The following is a 15,803-nucleotide window of genomic DNA, read 5'->3' on the forward strand; positions in this document are numbered from 1 at the left end:
AGCCAATTAATACTTTGCCGTTGAAAACTGTAGTAATATGTATTGGCCAGGCATTGTTACAAAAAGCAGCACCGCTTGCGTCGCACTCTTGTGCACCTGCAACCAGGTCGGAAAAAGGCAGTAAGCATCATTAGAATGTGTGTCTTAGTAAGGCTGTACAAATCAATTACAGCCATAACAGCAAACAGAAAGCGGCTTAATTGCGCAATAGCGTTTATTTTTGCGCCTCATTGTTAAAAGGCAAGCATGCAAATTATTCCGCTTTCAGAAGGTGTATTTACCATAGATAAAACCAAAATATTTGTTCCCTTTAACCTGGCAACCGATGATTTACAGCAACGGGCCGTTGGCAGCCTGTTGGTAGAAGTACAACCCTTTGTTGTAAAAACCGAAAAAGATATTTTGCTACTGGATGCCGGTCTGGGCTTTTCTACCAACGGGCAATTACAATTATATGCCAATTTGCAGGCCAATGGTATAGCACCCGGCGATATAACAAAAGTGTTAATGACACATTTGCATAAAGACCATGCCGGCGGTATTAGTATTAAAGACAAACTGGGCAATTACCACCTGGCATTTCCCAATGCTAGGTATTATGTACAACAAAAGGAATTGGAATATGCCATGGATATTGGCTTTCCATCGTATATGGCCGAAGAAATTTCTGTACTGGAAAACAATAAACAGGTAGTATATCTTAATGGCGATGGCATTATTGATGATTATATACATTACCATATTACCGGCGCACATAGTAAATACCACCAGGTGTACTGGATAAAAGAAAATAATGAAACCATTTTCTTTGGCGGCGATGATGCACCACAACTGCAGCAAATGAAAAACAAGTTTATTGCCAAATACGATTTTGATGGCAAAAAATGTATGGAGTTAAGACAATTATGGTGGCAGCAGGGTAAGGAACAAGGCTGGACCTTTTTATTCTATCACGATGTAAAAACACCCTATTTTACTTTTGAAAAGGAATAGATTTTGCGTGTATTTATAGTTGCCTTGTGTTATACAGTACCAGTGTGCGACGCAAGTAAAGCATCACCATTGTACTAAAGCCTGGCCCATAAAACTACCATATACAAAAAAAGCCCGGCCAATAGCCAGGCTTTGTAAAACATATAATTACAACTAATTTATACGAACGGTGATGATAGACAATTTATCGCCCTTGGCCTTCATTAACACGGTTATATTATAGGTTTTTCCGGCACCTTGTAATTTACCGGTTAAATAGCTGGTACCGCCCATTTCTCTTTGAGAACTAAGGTCGAACCCATTAATACTATTATCATCAAAAAAACCTTTAACGGTGATGGAAGCCTGAGTTTTACCTATATTTTTTATTTCCTCTTTTCCGGGTAGTTTAAGATCGATAAAATTGTCGAGATAGGCGGTAAACTGTGCTGCATTGCCCTGTTTTAATGCGCTGATGATATTGTCGTTATCGCCTGCAAAAGCGGGTACTGCTACCGCTGCCATCAAGCCCATTAAAAAAATAATCTTTTTCATATCCTGTGATTTAACTGTTATTACGCCAAAAGTATGCCAATCTGTGTGTTGAATGTATTTGGTAAAAATAGCATGTTCTGTTAACTACCCAAATTAATGTAACTTTATGCCATGAAAAATAAGAAAGTAATCCTCGTAATTATGGACGGTTGGGGATTGGGCAAGGTACAATCCTCTGATGCAATTCAACACGCCAACGTTCCCTTTGTAAGTTCTTTATACAGCAAATATCCCAATACCACTCTGGTTACCTGCGGCGAAGCAGTAGGCTTACCCGATGGGCAAATGGGCAATAGCGAAGTAGGCCATTTAAACCTGGGTGCGGGCCGCATAGTATACCAGGAATTGCAACGTATTAATGTGGCAGTAAGAGATGGTTCTTTTGCTACTAATAAAGCTTTACTGGCATCAATTGAATATGCCAAACAAAATAATAAAACACTGCATTTACTGGGTTTGGTAAGCGATGGTGGTGTACACAGCCACACCAGCCACTTAAAAGCCCTTTGCGATGTTTGCAAAGCACAAGGTTTAACAAAAGTTTTAATCCATGCTTTTACCGATGGCAGGGATACCGACCCCAAAAGCGGTCATGGCTACCTAAGCAGTCTGCAACAACATTTAGATGGCTCTGTAGGCGCAATTGCTACCATTACAGGGCGTTATTATGCCATGGACAGGGATAAGCGCTGGGAGCGTGTTAAACTGGCCTATGATGCATTAACCGCAGGTATTGGTACAAAAAGTAATAACCTGTTACAGGCAGTTAGCGATTCTTATGAAGCCGGTGTTACCGATGAGTTTATTAAACCCATAATAAACAGCAATATTGCCGACACAACCATTAAAAACGGTGACGCAGTGATTTGCTTTAATTTCCGTACAGACAGGTGCCGTGAAATTACCGATGTACTTACCCAGGCCGACAAACCGGATTTTGGCATGCATACTCTTGACCTGCATTATACTACCATGACGGAGTATGATAAAACCTTTAAAAATGTGCATGTAGTTTTTGAAACAGATAATCTTAACAATACATTGGGCGAGGTGTTGGCAGCGCATGGTAAAAAACAAATCAGGATTGCAGAAACCGAGAAATACCCGCACGTTACTTTTTTCTTTAGCGGTGGCAGAGAGTTACCTTTTGAAGGGGAAAGCCGTATTATGGCTTCATCTCCCAAAGTAGCCACCTACGATTTGCAGCCCGAAATGAGCGCCGTAGAATTAACCGATAAACTGGTACCTGAAATTGAAAATGAAACAGCCGATTTTATTTGCCTTAACTATGCCAATGCCGATATGGTTGGCCATACAGGTGTTTGGGAGGCAGTTATAAAAGCCGTTGAAACAGTAGATGCCTGTGTTAACAGGGTAGTAACTGCAGCATTGGCCCATGATTACACTGTTTTTCTTACCGCAGACCATGGTAATGCAGATTACCTGATTAATGAAGATGGATCACCCAATACAGCACACACTTTAAACCTGGTTCCTCTTTTTGTGATAGACAACGCCTGGCATGGCACCGTATTACCCGGTAAACTGGGCGATATAGCTCCAAGCATTTTAACCATGATGGGCATTGATATACCAAAAGAAATGACCGGGGATATTTTGATAAAATCCTAATACAACAACCATCATGAAAAAGAAAATCCTGATTGTATTAATTGCCCTGCTGGTAATTATACAATTCTTTAAACCCGAAAAAAATATAGCTGCCGGGCCAATGGTAAATAATATTAACAACCAATACCATCCGCCAAAACAGGTGAGTGATGTATTCGTTCGTTCCTGTTACGATTGCCATAGCAATAACACCGTATACCCATGGTATGCCAATATACAACCGGTGGCCTGGTGGTTAAACGACCATGTAGTTGAGGGCAAGGATGAATTAAATTTTGATGAATTTGCTAGCTATACCATTGGCAGAAAATACAAAAAACTGGAGGAAATAACCGAGCAGTTGGATGAAGGTGAAATGCCTTTGTTTTCTTACACCATCATTCATAGAAATGCCATTTTAACTGATGAAGAAAAACAGGCTGTTACCAACTGGTGCAATGCTCTAAGAGATACTATTAAAGCCAATTACCCGGCCGATAGCCTCTTAAGAAAAAAGCCTCAGTAGTATATTACTCCCAATAAAAAGAAAGACCGGACAGTTGATTGTCCGGTCTTTTTCATTATAAAAAGTTGTAATTATTATGAACCAGGCTGCAGTAAATAAATAATACTTCCCTTGCGTCGCACACTTGTACTGCATAACCTGTGGCAGCAAAATACCACTACTTAGGTTTGCGCATCTGTGATATTAAAGCACCTATCGAAACCAATGTCCAGGTAGCTTCCAGCAAAACAAAAGGCATATAATGTATTAACCAGGATGCAGCACAGGCAAGTCCGGCACCAATAATATTCATTACAATATATGGCAAGCTATCCTTATCAATTTTATTAGCCAGGTTTAATAAAAACGCTATTAATAAAATAAATACACCTGCAAAACCAATATAGTCGTTTACTGTTAACACCATTAAAATCTAATTTACAAGTACAGCATAATCATTTTTAGCACCAATAGTGCCAATTGGCACGGCGTACAATTCCAAATCGCTTAACAAACGGGCTATATCATCTGCTGCATCCCTGGCAACAGCCACCAATAAGCCGCCACTGGTTTGCGGGTCGGCTAAAATAGCTTTGGCCCTGTTAATATCTATACCTGCAGCAAATTCAATTTTGTGGCCATAACTTTCCCAGTTACGCCCGGTACCACCCGGTATGGATTTTTGCGCAATATAGGCATCCAGTTCAGGCGTAATCAGCGGTACATTGGCAAGTGTAACAGTAGCACTTAGATGGCTTCCTTCGGCCATTTCTGTAAGGTGGCCCAATAAACCAAAACCAGTAACATCTGTCATGGCATGCACGGTGTTTAATGCACCCAATATTTCACCGGCCTTATTTAACTGCATCATTTGGTTGGGGGCAAGTGCAGCATGTGCTTCTTTTAAAATACCTTTTTTCTCGGCTGTGGTTAAAATACCTACACCCAGTTTTTTGGTAAGGAACAATACATCGCCTTCCTGTGCTGTATTGTTTTGTTTTATATTATCAATAGCAACAATACCGTTTACAGCAAGGCCAAAAATAGGCTCGGGGGAATCGATGCTATGTCCGCCGGCCAATGGTATCCCAGCTTCCATACAAATGCTTCTGCTGCCTTCTATTACTTTTTGGGCCACTTCCGGCGCCAACACATTGATGGGCCATCCCAAAATAGCAATGGCCAGTATGGGTTTACCACCCATGGCATAAACATCACTAATCGCATTAGCGCTGGCAATGCGGCCAAAATTGTAGGGATCGTCTACAATAGGCATAAAAAAATCGGTGGTAGAAATGAGTGCGGTACCATTGCCCATATCATAAACAGCGGCATCATCTTTACTATGGTTGCCTACTATAAGTTTATCGTTATCGGGCATGGCAAGACTGGTAGATAAAATTTGATCTAACACTTTTGGCGATATTTTACAACCACAACCTGCGCCATGTGAGTATTGGGTAAGTTTTATAGAATTGGTTTCCATTATTTGTATGCTTAATATTTTAAGTGCAATGTATATTTTTTGCTGCCACCGGTTATGGTGTACAAGAGTGCGACGCAACCGGGTCTTATGGCTGAGTGGCAGCCTGGCCCATACTGGCATTATGGTGTAACACCGCATTTGAATTGATTGCTGCATTTACCATTGGGCAGTTAATTTTATGTAACAACTCGTTTAAATTATTGCGTTGGTGCAAGCCCTTTGTATATAGTTTATCGTAGTAAGTTAATAAAATGGCAAAAGCACTTTTTATATCGTCTTCCAGTATAAAATTGATGGCATTTTTTGTTTCTAAACCACCCAATCTTTTCTTGATGCGAATAATGGCATTTACCAGTTGCTCCTTATCAAATTTGCCATAACCGCTTAGTATATAATCCAGCCTTTCATTAAAAGGTATATCTATAAAAAACACCGGCGCCGCCTGCTTTTGCTGAAATATATGGGCAGTTAAGTTTACGGTGCCAATACGCTGACTTTCATCCTCTAACCAAATAAACCTGTCAGCGCTTTCCATTTGATTTTCGGTTATTTGCTGCATGGCAGAGTACAATTGCAGGGCAAGTTTATTTTCAAACATTTCCTGCGAGGGTTGTACCAACTGACCAAGACTACCAAAGGCAGAACCCTTGTGATGCGCCAATGCTTCCAGGTCTATTACAATGGCTTTATGCTGCGCCATTTGCTGCAATACTTCTGTTTTACCACTGCCGGTAAACCCGCCTAATACTTTAAAAGGATAATTTAACTGAAATTGCTGCAATACCCAGTTTCTAAATGCTTTATAACCGCCTGCCAGCGTGTATACTTTAAAGCCATATAAATCTAATAACCAGGCAATGGCAGCACTGCGCATACCACCGCGCCAGCAATGCACCAATACTGTTTTAGCGTTTTGCGGATTGTTTTTATGGGCCTCAGCAATTATGCTTTCTGCAGCCGTAACCATGGGCTCCATTTTAACGCCAAAATATACCAGGCCAATTTTAATGGCTTTTTCCCTGCTTTGTTGTTTGTAAGCCGTGCCCACTACTTTCCGTTCTTCATCAGTAAACAAGGGAAAACTGTGTGCCCCAGGTATATGGGCATGGGCAAATTCGCCGGGGCTGCGTACATCCAATACGGGGCTGTAAGCTGCTTTTTGCAAAAAATCTTCAATTGTTAATTTGATAACTGCCATGTATGCCAGCAAATTTATTCTTAAACTGGCTAAGTATTTGCTACTATTTTTTATGAGCCAGGCATTTGGGCCATATGGCATCGCCTCTTGCCATGCTCGGTTCGGGGTTCCGGTTTTATGGCGGCAAAATATACTGCATGGTAAGCAGTACCTTTATTCATTAACTACTAAAACCTATGTTACCATGAAAAATACAATAACACGCAATTATTTTATGCCAGGAATCATGCTGGCATTTTTTACGATACTATTGGCAGCATGTAATAACGATGCAACAGAAAAAGAAGATACCCCTGTTGAAATAACAGATACCTTAACCGCTGAAAAAAGCATTGCTTTTGAAGATAGCGCCCTAATTTATACATATAAGGCAGATACCTTACTTAAAAACAACGTAACAGCAAGTAACTTAAAGTGGAGTAATTTTTCGCTTAGTGCTTTTTGGTACGAGGATAGCTTACCCACCATAGCTTACACTGCCAACAATAATTTTTATAAGCAATACCAGCTTTTATTACAATGGTCGCCGGATAGCAGTTATATTCTGGATAAAGGCAGCTTAAATGCGGTATTACTGCGCGGTAAAAACGGGGTAACCATCATTGCCGATGGAGATATTGATACTGAAGTTTCTTTATTAAACCCGGCCACCAAACAAAAAGCTAGGTTATTATATTTAGGGTCTGCAGCCACGCTGATAAACAGTTGTTGGCTAAATGCCAATCAGGTGGCGTTAATAAGTACCAATGCAGAAAAAGTAAATACAGCGGATACGGTTTTATGGATTATTGATGTAAAAAACCTGTATTACCGCAAGTATAAATGGCATCAATAAAAAAAGGCGCTTCTGTTTAGAAGCGCCTTTCACTTAAAAAAACAACACTATTCAGCTATTCATGAATAGTGATCATGGGAATATCTGTGTGATACTTTAATTTTTTGGTAGTACTTTCTTTAAACAATCCACCAAAGAATGAGTTCTTTTTAGGGAATGTAATAATCAGGTCAATATTGTAATCTTCAGTAAAAGAATCGATGGCTTCAATAAAATCATAAAGCCTTATAAAGCTAAAGTCGTGTTTATAATCTTTTAATATTTCTTCCAGTTTTTCTTTCTCTGCTTTATACTCTTCGGTTAGTTCTACATAATGTTCTGTATCAATATTGATAACATGTACAAAAGGATTAAACAAATCAAGTATTTTATGCAATGGCTTTACAGGAATGGTTTTATATACATCTTTATAATCACAGGTAATAGCTACTTTTTTAATATTTGAATAAGCTGCATCGGGTGGTATTACCATAATAGGACAAATATTTTTATCAATCATAGTAAGTGTATTACTACCTACAAATAATTGCTGCAGGGGGGTGGCACCGGTGGTACCCATTACCACCAAATCTGCCTCACGATGGCGTATTACCCTTTCCAGTCCTTCGGTAAAAGAATCTTCAGCAACAGCAAGTACGCTTACATTCAGGTAAGCTGCTTTGCTTATTAATTCATCTTTTATTTCATTTAAAGCAGTTTCCATTGTAGTAATACGGTCTTCATATTTTTCTTCAAATGCGTGATATAAAATAATTTCCACATCACCCGCCTGCGAGGCAATACCTGCCGCAAAACGTGCTGCATTTTTAGAAGTATCAGAAAAATCCGTTGGTACAATAATGGTCTTCATATTTATTTATTCTTTATGTATAAATTTCTTTAATATACTGCTAAATGCTATTTTTCGTAAAATCTAAAGTACAAAAAAACCACTGAAACAAATCTAATAATAAAAATAGAACATTCCCGTGCATATTGGTAAACTAATGCTGAAATTATCAACAGTTGTTAATTGAGATGGTTTAATAAAAAAATATTTCTTATTTGCCGGGTAGCGAACAGAACGTACAAGAGTGCGACGCAAGCGGGTTTAATGGCTGTACAATTGTTGGGCTAATAATGAAGATAGCCCCAAAAGAAGTATAAAACTGGTGCGCTTCATTATAATTCCACTTATACATTAACTGAATAAAGTACTTACTATTGGTAGTTTACCTAACTTAACACTATGAAATATGGCTGGTTAATAGTTCTGCTTTTTACCACATCGTTACCTGCACAAAAGCTGGCAGATATACTTATTACCCATGGCAAAATTATTGATGGCAGCGGCAATCCCTGGTTTTATGGAGATATAGCCATTAAAAATGGCATTATAATCGATATAGGCCAGCTTACGGACTACACCGCCACCACCACTATTGATGCTACAGGACTGTACATTGCACCCGGTTTTATAGATGTGCACACCCACATTGAGGGAGATGAAGTTAAAAACCCCCTTGCTGCTAACTTTATATACGATGGCGTAACCACTGTAATTACAGGCAATTGCGGTTTATCAAAAGTGGACACAAAAGCCTATCTGTATTTTTTAGACAGTTTGCATCTAGCCGTAAATTCCGCTACCCTAATTGGGCATAATGATATTCGTAAAGCAGTTATGGGCCGTGCCAACCGCCCACCCACCGCAGATGAATTAACACAAATGGAGCAATTGGTTACACAGGCCATGCAAAGTGGCGCCGTAGGCTTATCAACCGGGTTAATTTATATTCCGGGTACTTATGCAAGCACTGCTGAAATTACTGCACTTGCCAAAGTTTGCGCCCAATACAATGGCGTGTATACCACCCATATGCGTTATGAGGGCGATAGCGTATTATACGCCATACAGGAAGCATTGGCCATTGGCAAAGCCGCCAATATACCCGTTGAAATCTCGCATTTTAAAGTAAGCGGACAAAATAACTGGGGCCGCAGTAAAGAAACGCTGGCCCTTATTCAACAAGCCCGGCAGGAGGGCATTGATGTAACCATTGATCAATACCCCTATACCGCCAGCAGCACTTCGCTAAGCACATTATTGCCCGATTGGGTGCAGTCTGACGGAGAAGACTCATTAAGAACACGTTTGCAAAACCCTACCATAGCAGCTATGGTAAAAAAACAAATGCTGGCCTCTTTGCAAAAAAGAAAACTGGCGCATTACAGTTATGCCTTTGTGGCCAACTACCCGCCCGATACCACACTCAATGGCAAAAACATAGAAGCCATTAATCTGTTATGGCATCGCAAACATACGGCTATAAGCGAGGCACAAACGGTAATAGACCTCCTGCTAAAAAGCGATGCCGGCATGGTTTTTCATGGCATGAGTGAGGAAGATATTAACCGCATAATGCAGTACCCTTTTAATATGTTTGCCAGCGATGCCAGTATACGCATATTATATGCAGGCATACCACACCCCCGTGGTTACGGCACCAATGCAAGGGTATTGGGTAAATATGTACGAGAACAGCAAATAATCACCTTGGAGGAAGCGATCCGCCGTATGACATCCCTGCCGGCACAAAAATATCATTTCACCAATCGGGGCCTATTACGTACTGGTTTTGCCGCAGATATTGTAGTATTTAATGCCGATACGGTTAGTGATTTATCTACTTATCAAAAGCCCCATCAATATTCAACGGGTTTTCAGTATATTCTTGTAAATGGCGCTATTGCCTTATACAATGGCAAACAAACGCAGCTACGCAATGGCAAAGTGTTATATGGTGCAGGCAAAAAAGAATAATGGGCACTTAGCAGTTGTGCAAGCATATAGCGTTCCTTGTGTCACTCACTTGTACTGCATATCTTGTTTCAGCAAAACAGAAACTAATAAAAAATAAATACTACTCTTGCACACAAAAAATAAATACATGAAGCTACCCATTCACAGCCGACTTTTCATATCATGTTGTATATTAGTTTTATTCCTCCTGCATACTGCAACTGCCCAAACCCAATCGTATAAAAAAATACACAATAAAGCCATTGTAGTAGATACGCATAACGATGCATTAAGTACGCTGATTGGTAACGGGTACAGTTTCGATCAACACCTCGATGGCAAAACACACTCAGATGTTTATCGCATGAAAAAAGGGGGAATAGATGTACAAATATTTTCTATTTTCTGCGGTGGGGAACAAAAAGATCCATACAATTTCGCCAATCGCGAAATTGATACACTTTATGCTACCGTAGCCCGAAACCCCAATAATATGATGATTGTAAAAACGCCTGACCAACTTCAGCAGGCTGTTGCAGGCAAAAAGCTTGCCGCCATGATGGGCGTTGAGGGCGGCCATATGATAGAGAATAGTCTGGATAAATTAGATTCCCTTTTTAACCGTGGCGTACGTTATATGACACTTACCTGGAACAACTCTAACCCCTGGGCAACCTCTGCCATGGAAGAAACCTATGATACCTTATTACACCAACCTAAAGGATTAAGTAGTTTTGGCAAGCAAGTGGTGCATCGCATGAATGCACTGGGTATGCTGGTAGACTTATCGCATGTAGGCGAAAAAACTTTTTGGGATGCAATTAATACCACCACAAAACCAGTGATTGTATCGCATAGTTGTGTGTATAATTTATGTCCGGCTTTTCGCAATTTAAAAGACGATCAGATTAAAGCCATTGGCAAAAATGGCGGCGTAATACACCTTAATTTTTATTCTGGATTTTTAGATGGCAACTATCACAAAAAAAGTGATGCATTTACTCAACGCCATAAAGCTGAAACAGACTCATTATTGGCGGTTATGAAAGAATCTTATTTGGTGGAAGAATATATGTTTAAAAAATATGCTGCCGAAACCAATGAAATACGGGCACCTTTTAACCTGCTGTTTGATCATTTGGATTATATAGTAAAACTAATTGGCGTAGACCATGTTGGCCTTGGTTCAGATTTTGATGGTATAGAATCTCCCCCACAACAATTAGATGATGTAACAAAGTTTCCGCTAATTACAAAAGAGTTGTTACGCCGTGGTTATAGCAAGCAGGATGTTTATAAAATACTGGGCGGTAATTTCATTAGAATTTTTGAGGCCAACAGTTTGTAAATCTCTCTTTAGCAATCAAAACATTTACACTTTATGTACGGCTTTCCATAATAAAGATTGTACCAATGGCTGCAGTAATGGCAGCCATTGGTATTTAGATAGTAGTTAAAAAAATTGACTTACATTCAATGCAATTATTTATCAATACCTGCTTTATGAAAAGAATATTTGTTTGTTGCGCTTTAATGATATTTTTTGGTGCATACACCAGCCCCAAAAAACCTGTTGCCATTATATTTGATACAGATATTGCACCCGATTACGATGATGTAGGCGCCATGGCTTTATTACATGCATTTGCCGATATGGGAGAAGCAAAAATACTGGCTACCATTTCCTGTAATGCTTTTGAAACTACGGTACCCACCCTTAGTGTATTAAACACCTACTTTAACAGACCCGAAATACCGATAGGCATAGTACAGGGACATTTTCCAAATAAAGATTGCTCTCAGCAGTGGGCACAGGCCATTATTGCCAGCTACCCACACGTCATAACATCAAATAGCATGGCAACCGATGCGGTTACATTATACCGTAAAATACTGGCAGCGCAACCCGACAATAGTGTAACCATTGTTTCTGTAGGCTTTTTTACCAATCTGGCCAATTTACTGGGCTCATCTGCAGATACATATTCACCTTTGGATGGTACCACGCTGGTAAAGAAAAAAGTAAAAAAACTGGTATCCATGGCAGCCAGAATAGGAGACGATGGCAAAACAGGTTATGAATTTAATGTAATGGTAGATGCGGCAGCCTCTAAAAAAGTTTTTGCAAACTGGCCCACCCAAATAGTAATGAGCGGCTTTGAAATTGGCGAAAAAATCCTTACCGGTATTCCGCTTATCCATAATGCAGCTATTCAGCACAGTCCGGTTAAAGATGCATTTACTGTAGCACTTACAAAAGACAATAATACACTTGGACGTAATAGCTGGGATGAAACCGCCGTATTGGTGGCAGTGCGTGGAATAGAACCCTGGTTTAATACACGGCAGCTACATTTTGATGTAGAAGCCGATGGTAAAAATGTTTTGATACCCGGCGATAAAATCACTTACCTGGGTTTTAAACAAACACCTGAAACAATTGCCAATACTATTGAGCAGCTTATCATGCATCAGCCAGTTAAATAATTTATGTGCTTTAAATTATCCGTTGCAACAGTAGACATTTGATATACTGACATATATAATAAAAATAACCTGTACCATTAATTCTTGCATCAGGATATGTTGTTTTATAAGGAACCATGTAAGTTTGCACAATGCCTGATATTGAAATTAAAACTATTTGCGTTTGTGGGGCCGGCACCATGGGTAGTGGTATTGCACAATTGGCGGCAATGGCAGGCTTTACCACCATACAATTTGATGTGCAGCAAGCCATGCTGGATAAAAGCAGGGATCATATTAACGCTGCATTAGACAAACTGGTAAACAAACAAAAAATTACCACTGAGGAAAAAGATTCCATTGCAGGCCGCATTACTTATACCACCGAAATACACCATTGCCGCGGCAACCTGATAATTGAAGCCATTGTAGAAAACCTGGATCATAAAGTTGCATTATTCAATGCACTTATGTTAGTAAATGAGCCTGCTACTATTTATGCTTCCAATACTTCTTCTATATCTGTAACTGCCATTGCTGAAAAAACGGCTATGCCTTCCCGATTGGCAGGCATGCATTTTTTTAACCCCGCACCTATCATGCAACTGGTAGAAATTGTACAAACTACCTTTATTAATACCCAGGTAACCGATACATTGTTACGTCTGGCAAAGCAAATGGGCAAAACACCGGTATTATGCAAAGACGCTCCCGGTTTTATTGTGAATCGGGTGGCCAGGCATTATTATTTGGAAGCAATGTTATTGGTAGAACAAGGACATACAGATATGAAAACAATTGATACCATTATGGAAGCCACAGGCTTTAAAATGGGCCCCTTTGCTTTAATGGATTTAATTGGTTTGGATATTAATTATGCGGTGAGTAACATTGTATGGGAGTCTTTAGGAAAGCCAAAAAGACTTACCCCATCTGCATTGCAAAAACAAAAAGTTGATACAGGAGATTTGGGTAAAAAAACAGGTAAAGGATTTTATAGCTATCGTGGATAAGCTTTAAGCAAATAATATACTCATGCAAGATTTTAATTCTGCTGCTGCAACTAAAGAATCAGGCAGTATTTTAGTAACAGGGGCAACTGGCCTTGTGGGCAGTCATTTAATTGCCAATTTGGTTAATCAGGGCAAAAAGGTAAAAGCATTATACCGTAGCCAAATACCTGACATACAACATGCAGCACAGATACAATGGGTAAAAGGAGACATACTGGATATACAAAGCCTGGAAGATGCTTTAGCAGGTGTTAGTCAGGTGTATCATTGCGCTGCAATGGTGTCTTTTAATCCGGCACACAAACATATTTTATATAAAACCAATGTAGAAGGTACCGCCAATGTGGTGAATGCCTGTATTGATGCAGGCATTGAGAAATTATTATTCGTAAGTTCGGTAGCAGCCTTGGGGCGTATTCGCGAAGGAGCGCCCATTACAGAGCAAATGCATTGGACTGCCGACACGAGCAACAGCGAATATGGCAAAACAAAATACCTGGCCGAAATGGAAGTATGGCGTGGTGCGGGTGAAGGATTAAATATAGTTATTGTAAACCCCACCATTATTTTAGGTTGCAGCGATTGGAATAAAGGCTCCGCAGCTATTTTTAAAAATGTTTATAACGAATTTCCCTGGTATACAGAAGGCACAACCGGCTTTGTTGATGTAGCCGATGTAGTTGATGCCATGGTAGCGCTGATGCATAGCAATATTAGCAGTGAACGCTTTATTGTAAGTGCAGATAATATTACCTACAGGCAATTGTTTAACCTGGCCGCCACTGCTTTTGGTAAAAAACAACCTCATAAAAAAGTGAGTCCACTAATGGCAAAATTGGTTTGGCGTGTTGAAGCCATTAAAGCCATGGTTACGGGCAGTAATCCTTTATTAACCAAAGAAACAAGTGCAACAGCGCAGGCAAAAGTTGAATTTAACAACAGTAAATTGCTGCAATATTTACCTGCTTTTACCTATCGAAGCATACCCGAAACAGTGCAGCGAATATGTAATGAGTTTAAACAAAAATATCAGCTTACTTAAAGTCGGCAAAGCTTTAATTGCAGGTATTTTTAATAGCAGTAAATATTTATTTTAGCCACACCAACTGCTCATATTTGTATTATAAGCCCAACAATACGAGTACTATTCAACTCCTCTTGCGTCGCACTCTTGTGCGGTATAACCCTATGCAACAGGTGAGGAAATACAATCTAAAATCTGAATGGTATACAACTGGTTAAACGCGTTGGCTCCACATAGTATCCAACAGCTGAAGTGTGCGACGCAAGTAAAGCTACATTAACAGCCTACAGCCGGGCCTATAACAATTATTGCTGCATCACTTTTTTCCATAGTTCGGGAATACGCTTTATCCAAACCAGCTCTTTGCGTTTTTGCTGTGCATCTTCGGCAGGAGTACCCCAGTAAACTTTGCCTCCTGCCAGCGAAGAAGGCACTCCGGCCTGTGCCAATATAACCGCATTGGCACCAATGGTAAGTGTTTTACTAATACCTACCTGCCCCCAAATAGTTACACCATCTTCAATTATAACAGCGCCTGCTATACCTACCTGGGCAGCTATTAAACAATTGCGGCCAATATCGCTATCGTGACCAATATGAATCATATTGTCAATTTTGGTGCCCATGCCAATACGTGTACTGGCAGTAACTCCCCTATCAATGGTACAGCCGGCACCAATTTCAACAAAATCTTCTATTATAACATTGCCGCAACTTTGCATACGCTTGTACCAAACCTCCCTGTTCTTTTTGGTATTATAGTAAAATGCATCGCTGCCAATAACGGTACCCGCCTGTATTACTACATTGTTGCCAATGGTAGTATAATCCATAATACAGGCCCCGGGATGAATAACACAGTTATTGCCAATAACAACATCCTTACCAATAAAAACATTGGGCATAATAATAGTATCCTGCCCAATTACTGCCGACTGGCTAATAGGAGCGGCAGCTGCATTAAAAGGCCTGAAATAGTTAACTATAGTAAGGTAGGCTTCAAAAGGCTCTGCAACAATTAATAAGGTTTTACCCGCAGGTACTTCTACTTCGCCTGTATTTATGATGATATGTGTGGCGGCACTTTGTAAACAGGTATTATAATATTTGGGATGATCTACAAAGCAAATATCACCTGTTTCTACCTTGTGAATTTCGTTAATGCCTGTTGCCAATGCAGCAGTATTACCAATTACTGTTGCACCTATAAGGTTGGCTACCCATTCTATGGTTAATGGTTGAGGAAACCGCATACAAATAAATTTATGCAAATGTAAACCCAGAAAAAGAAGCTGTTTTATTTTCTTCTTTTCAGTATTTATTGAAAATATAATAAATTTAAGTATTTTTGTTATC

At 39.7% G+C, this 15,803-nt stretch carries 15 protein-coding genes; 9 read left to right on the forward strand and 6 right to left on the reverse strand.

The genetic code is table 11. The features are described 5' to 3' along the window. Positions 1-246: 246 nt before the first annotated feature. Entirely contained in the window at positions 247-993 is a 747-nt protein-coding gene (locus GD597_RS01580) for an MBL fold metallo-hydrolase (protein ID WP_171606032.1), read from the forward strand. A 153-nt stretch (positions 994-1,146) separates the two neighbouring features. Here the strand turns inward: GD597_RS01580 and GD597_RS01585 are convergent, their stop codons facing one another. Continuing rightward, on the reverse strand, positions 1,147-1,527 hold the full coding sequence (locus tag GD597_RS01585; RefSeq protein ID WP_171606033.1) for a DUF4783 domain-containing protein: 381 nt from the start codon (positions 1,525-1,527) through the stop codon (positions 1,147-1,149). A gap of 111 nt (positions 1,528-1,638) precedes the next feature. Here GD597_RS01585 and gpmI point away from each other — a divergent pair, with 111 nt between their 5' ends. Continuing rightward, complete coding sequence (gpmI, locus tag GD597_RS01590; protein ID WP_171606034.1) at positions 1,639-3,159, forward strand: 2,3-bisphosphoglycerate-independent phosphoglycerate mutase; 1,521 nt, start codon at positions 1,639-1,641, stop codon at positions 3,157-3,159. A 13-nt stretch (positions 3,160-3,172) separates the two neighbouring features. Further along, a complete protein-coding gene (locus tag GD597_RS01595) occupies positions 3,173-3,664 on the forward strand; it encodes a heme-binding domain-containing protein (RefSeq protein WP_171606035.1) in 492 nt (163 codons plus the stop codon). Between the two features lie 157 nt (positions 3,665-3,821). Here GD597_RS01595 and GD597_RS01600 read toward each other — a convergent pair whose 3' ends face one another. From GD597_RS01600 to mnmH, 3 genes are all read right to left on the reverse strand, one after another. After that, positions 3,822-4,070, reverse strand: coding sequence for a CBU_0592 family membrane protein (locus GD597_RS01600; protein ID WP_171606036.1), 249 nt, complete (start codon positions 4,068-4,070; stop codon positions 3,822-3,824). 6 nt (positions 4,071-4,076) lie between these two features. Further along, on the reverse strand, positions 4,077-5,129 hold the full coding sequence (selD, locus tag GD597_RS01605; protein ID WP_171606037.1) for a selenide, water dikinase SelD: 1,053 nt from the start codon (positions 5,127-5,129) through the stop codon (positions 4,077-4,079). Between the two features lie 85 nt (positions 5,130-5,214). Beyond that, complete coding sequence (gene mnmH, locus GD597_RS01610) at positions 5,215-6,327, reverse strand: tRNA 2-selenouridine(34) synthase MnmH (RefSeq protein ID WP_171606038.1); 1,113 nt, start codon at positions 6,325-6,327, stop codon at positions 5,215-5,217. A 184-nt stretch (positions 6,328-6,511) separates the two neighbouring features. Between mnmH and GD597_RS01615 the strand changes: the two genes are divergently transcribed. Next, positions 6,512-7,162 (forward strand): hypothetical protein, encoded by a 651-nt coding sequence (locus GD597_RS01615; protein ID WP_171606039.1) that lies wholly within the window; start codon positions 6,512-6,514, stop codon positions 7,160-7,162. Positions 7,163-7,217: 55 nt separating this feature from the next. On the opposite strand, the gene GD597_RS01620 is transcribed toward GD597_RS01615, so the two are convergent. Next, positions 7,218-8,012, reverse strand: coding sequence for a universal stress protein (locus tag GD597_RS01620; RefSeq protein ID WP_171606040.1), 795 nt, complete (start codon positions 8,010-8,012; stop codon positions 7,218-7,220). 378 nt (positions 8,013-8,390) lie between these two features. Between GD597_RS01620 and GD597_RS01625 the strand changes: the two genes are divergently transcribed. From GD597_RS01625 to GD597_RS01645, 5 genes are all read left to right on the forward strand, one after another. Next, positions 8,391-9,965, forward strand: a complete 1,575-nt coding sequence (locus GD597_RS01625; protein WP_171606041.1) for an N-acyl-D-amino-acid deacylase family protein — start codon at positions 8,391-8,393, stop codon at positions 9,963-9,965. Positions 9,966-10,092: 127 nt separating this feature from the next. Then, complete coding sequence (locus tag GD597_RS01630; RefSeq protein WP_171606042.1) at positions 10,093-11,292, forward strand: dipeptidase; 1,200 nt, start codon at positions 10,093-10,095, stop codon at positions 11,290-11,292. A gap of 155 nt (positions 11,293-11,447) precedes the next feature. After that, positions 11,448-12,431 carry a nucleoside hydrolase gene (locus GD597_RS01635; RefSeq protein WP_171606043.1) on the forward strand — a complete coding sequence of 328 codons (984 nt, stop codon included), beginning with the start codon at positions 11,448-11,450 and terminating at the stop codon, positions 12,429-12,431. Positions 12,432-12,562: 131 nt separating this feature from the next. After that, positions 12,563-13,423: a 3-hydroxyacyl-CoA dehydrogenase family protein gene (locus GD597_RS01640; RefSeq protein WP_171606044.1), complete on the forward strand. Its 861-nt coding sequence runs from the start codon at positions 12,563-12,565 to the stop codon at positions 13,421-13,423. Positions 13,424-13,445: 22 nt separating this feature from the next. Then, positions 13,446-14,465, forward strand: coding sequence for an NAD-dependent epimerase/dehydratase family protein (locus tag GD597_RS01645; protein ID WP_171606045.1), 1,020 nt, complete (start codon positions 13,446-13,448; stop codon positions 14,463-14,465). Positions 14,466-14,752: 287 nt separating this feature from the next. On the opposite strand, the gene GD597_RS01650 is transcribed toward GD597_RS01645, so the two are convergent. Continuing rightward, entirely contained in the window at positions 14,753-15,700 is a 948-nt protein-coding gene (locus tag GD597_RS01650; RefSeq protein ID WP_171606046.1) for a UDP-3-O-(3-hydroxymyristoyl)glucosamine N-acyltransferase, read from the reverse strand. Between the last annotated feature and the right edge of the window lie 103 nt (positions 15,701-15,803).

The organism is Limnovirga soli (assembly GCF_013106755.1).
Taxonomy (GTDB): domain Bacteria; phylum Bacteroidota; class Bacteroidia; order Chitinophagales; family Chitinophagaceae; genus Limnovirga; species Limnovirga soli.

Excerpts from the sequence above, each read along its gene's own strand:
- GD597_RS01580 (WP_171606032.1), top strand. The coding sequence starts at position 247 with ATGCAAATTATTCCGCTTTCAGAAGGTGTATTTACCATAGATAAAACC.
- GD597_RS01585 (WP_171606033.1), bottom strand. The coding sequence starts at position 1,527 with ATGAAAAAGATTATTTTTTTAATGGGCTTGATGGCAGCGGTAGCAGTA.
- gpmI (WP_171606034.1), top strand. The coding sequence starts at position 1,639 with ATGAAAAATAAGAAAGTAATCCTCGTAATTATGGACGGTTGGGGATTG.
- GD597_RS01595 (WP_171606035.1), top strand. The coding sequence starts at position 3,173 with ATGAAAAAGAAAATCCTGATTGTATTAATTGCCCTGCTGGTAATTATA.
- GD597_RS01600 (WP_171606036.1), bottom strand. The coding sequence starts at position 4,070 with ATGGTGTTAACAGTAAACGACTATATTGGTTTTGCAGGTGTATTTATT.
- selD (WP_171606037.1), bottom strand. The coding sequence starts at position 5,129 with ATGGAAACCAATTCTATAAAACTTACCCAATACTCACATGGCGCAGGT.
- mnmH (WP_171606038.1), bottom strand. The coding sequence starts at position 6,327 with ATGGCAGTTATCAAATTAACAATTGAAGATTTTTTGCAAAAAGCAGCT.
- GD597_RS01615 (WP_171606039.1), top strand. The coding sequence starts at position 6,512 with ATGAAAAATACAATAACACGCAATTATTTTATGCCAGGAATCATGCTG.
- GD597_RS01620 (WP_171606040.1), bottom strand. The coding sequence starts at position 8,012 with ATGAAGACCATTATTGTACCAACGGATTTTTCTGATACTTCTAAAAAT.
- GD597_RS01625 (WP_171606041.1), top strand. The coding sequence starts at position 8,391 with ATGAAATATGGCTGGTTAATAGTTCTGCTTTTTACCACATCGTTACCT.
- GD597_RS01630 (WP_171606042.1), top strand. The coding sequence starts at position 10,093 with ATGAAGCTACCCATTCACAGCCGACTTTTCATATCATGTTGTATATTA.
- GD597_RS01635 (WP_171606043.1), top strand. The coding sequence starts at position 11,448 with ATGAAAAGAATATTTGTTTGTTGCGCTTTAATGATATTTTTTGGTGCA.
- GD597_RS01640 (WP_171606044.1), top strand. The coding sequence starts at position 12,563 with ATGCCTGATATTGAAATTAAAACTATTTGCGTTTGTGGGGCCGGCACC.
- GD597_RS01645 (WP_171606045.1), top strand. The coding sequence starts at position 13,446 with ATGCAAGATTTTAATTCTGCTGCTGCAACTAAAGAATCAGGCAGTATT.
- GD597_RS01650 (WP_171606046.1), bottom strand. The coding sequence starts at position 15,700 with ATGCGGTTTCCTCAACCATTAACCATAGAATGGGTAGCCAACCTTATA.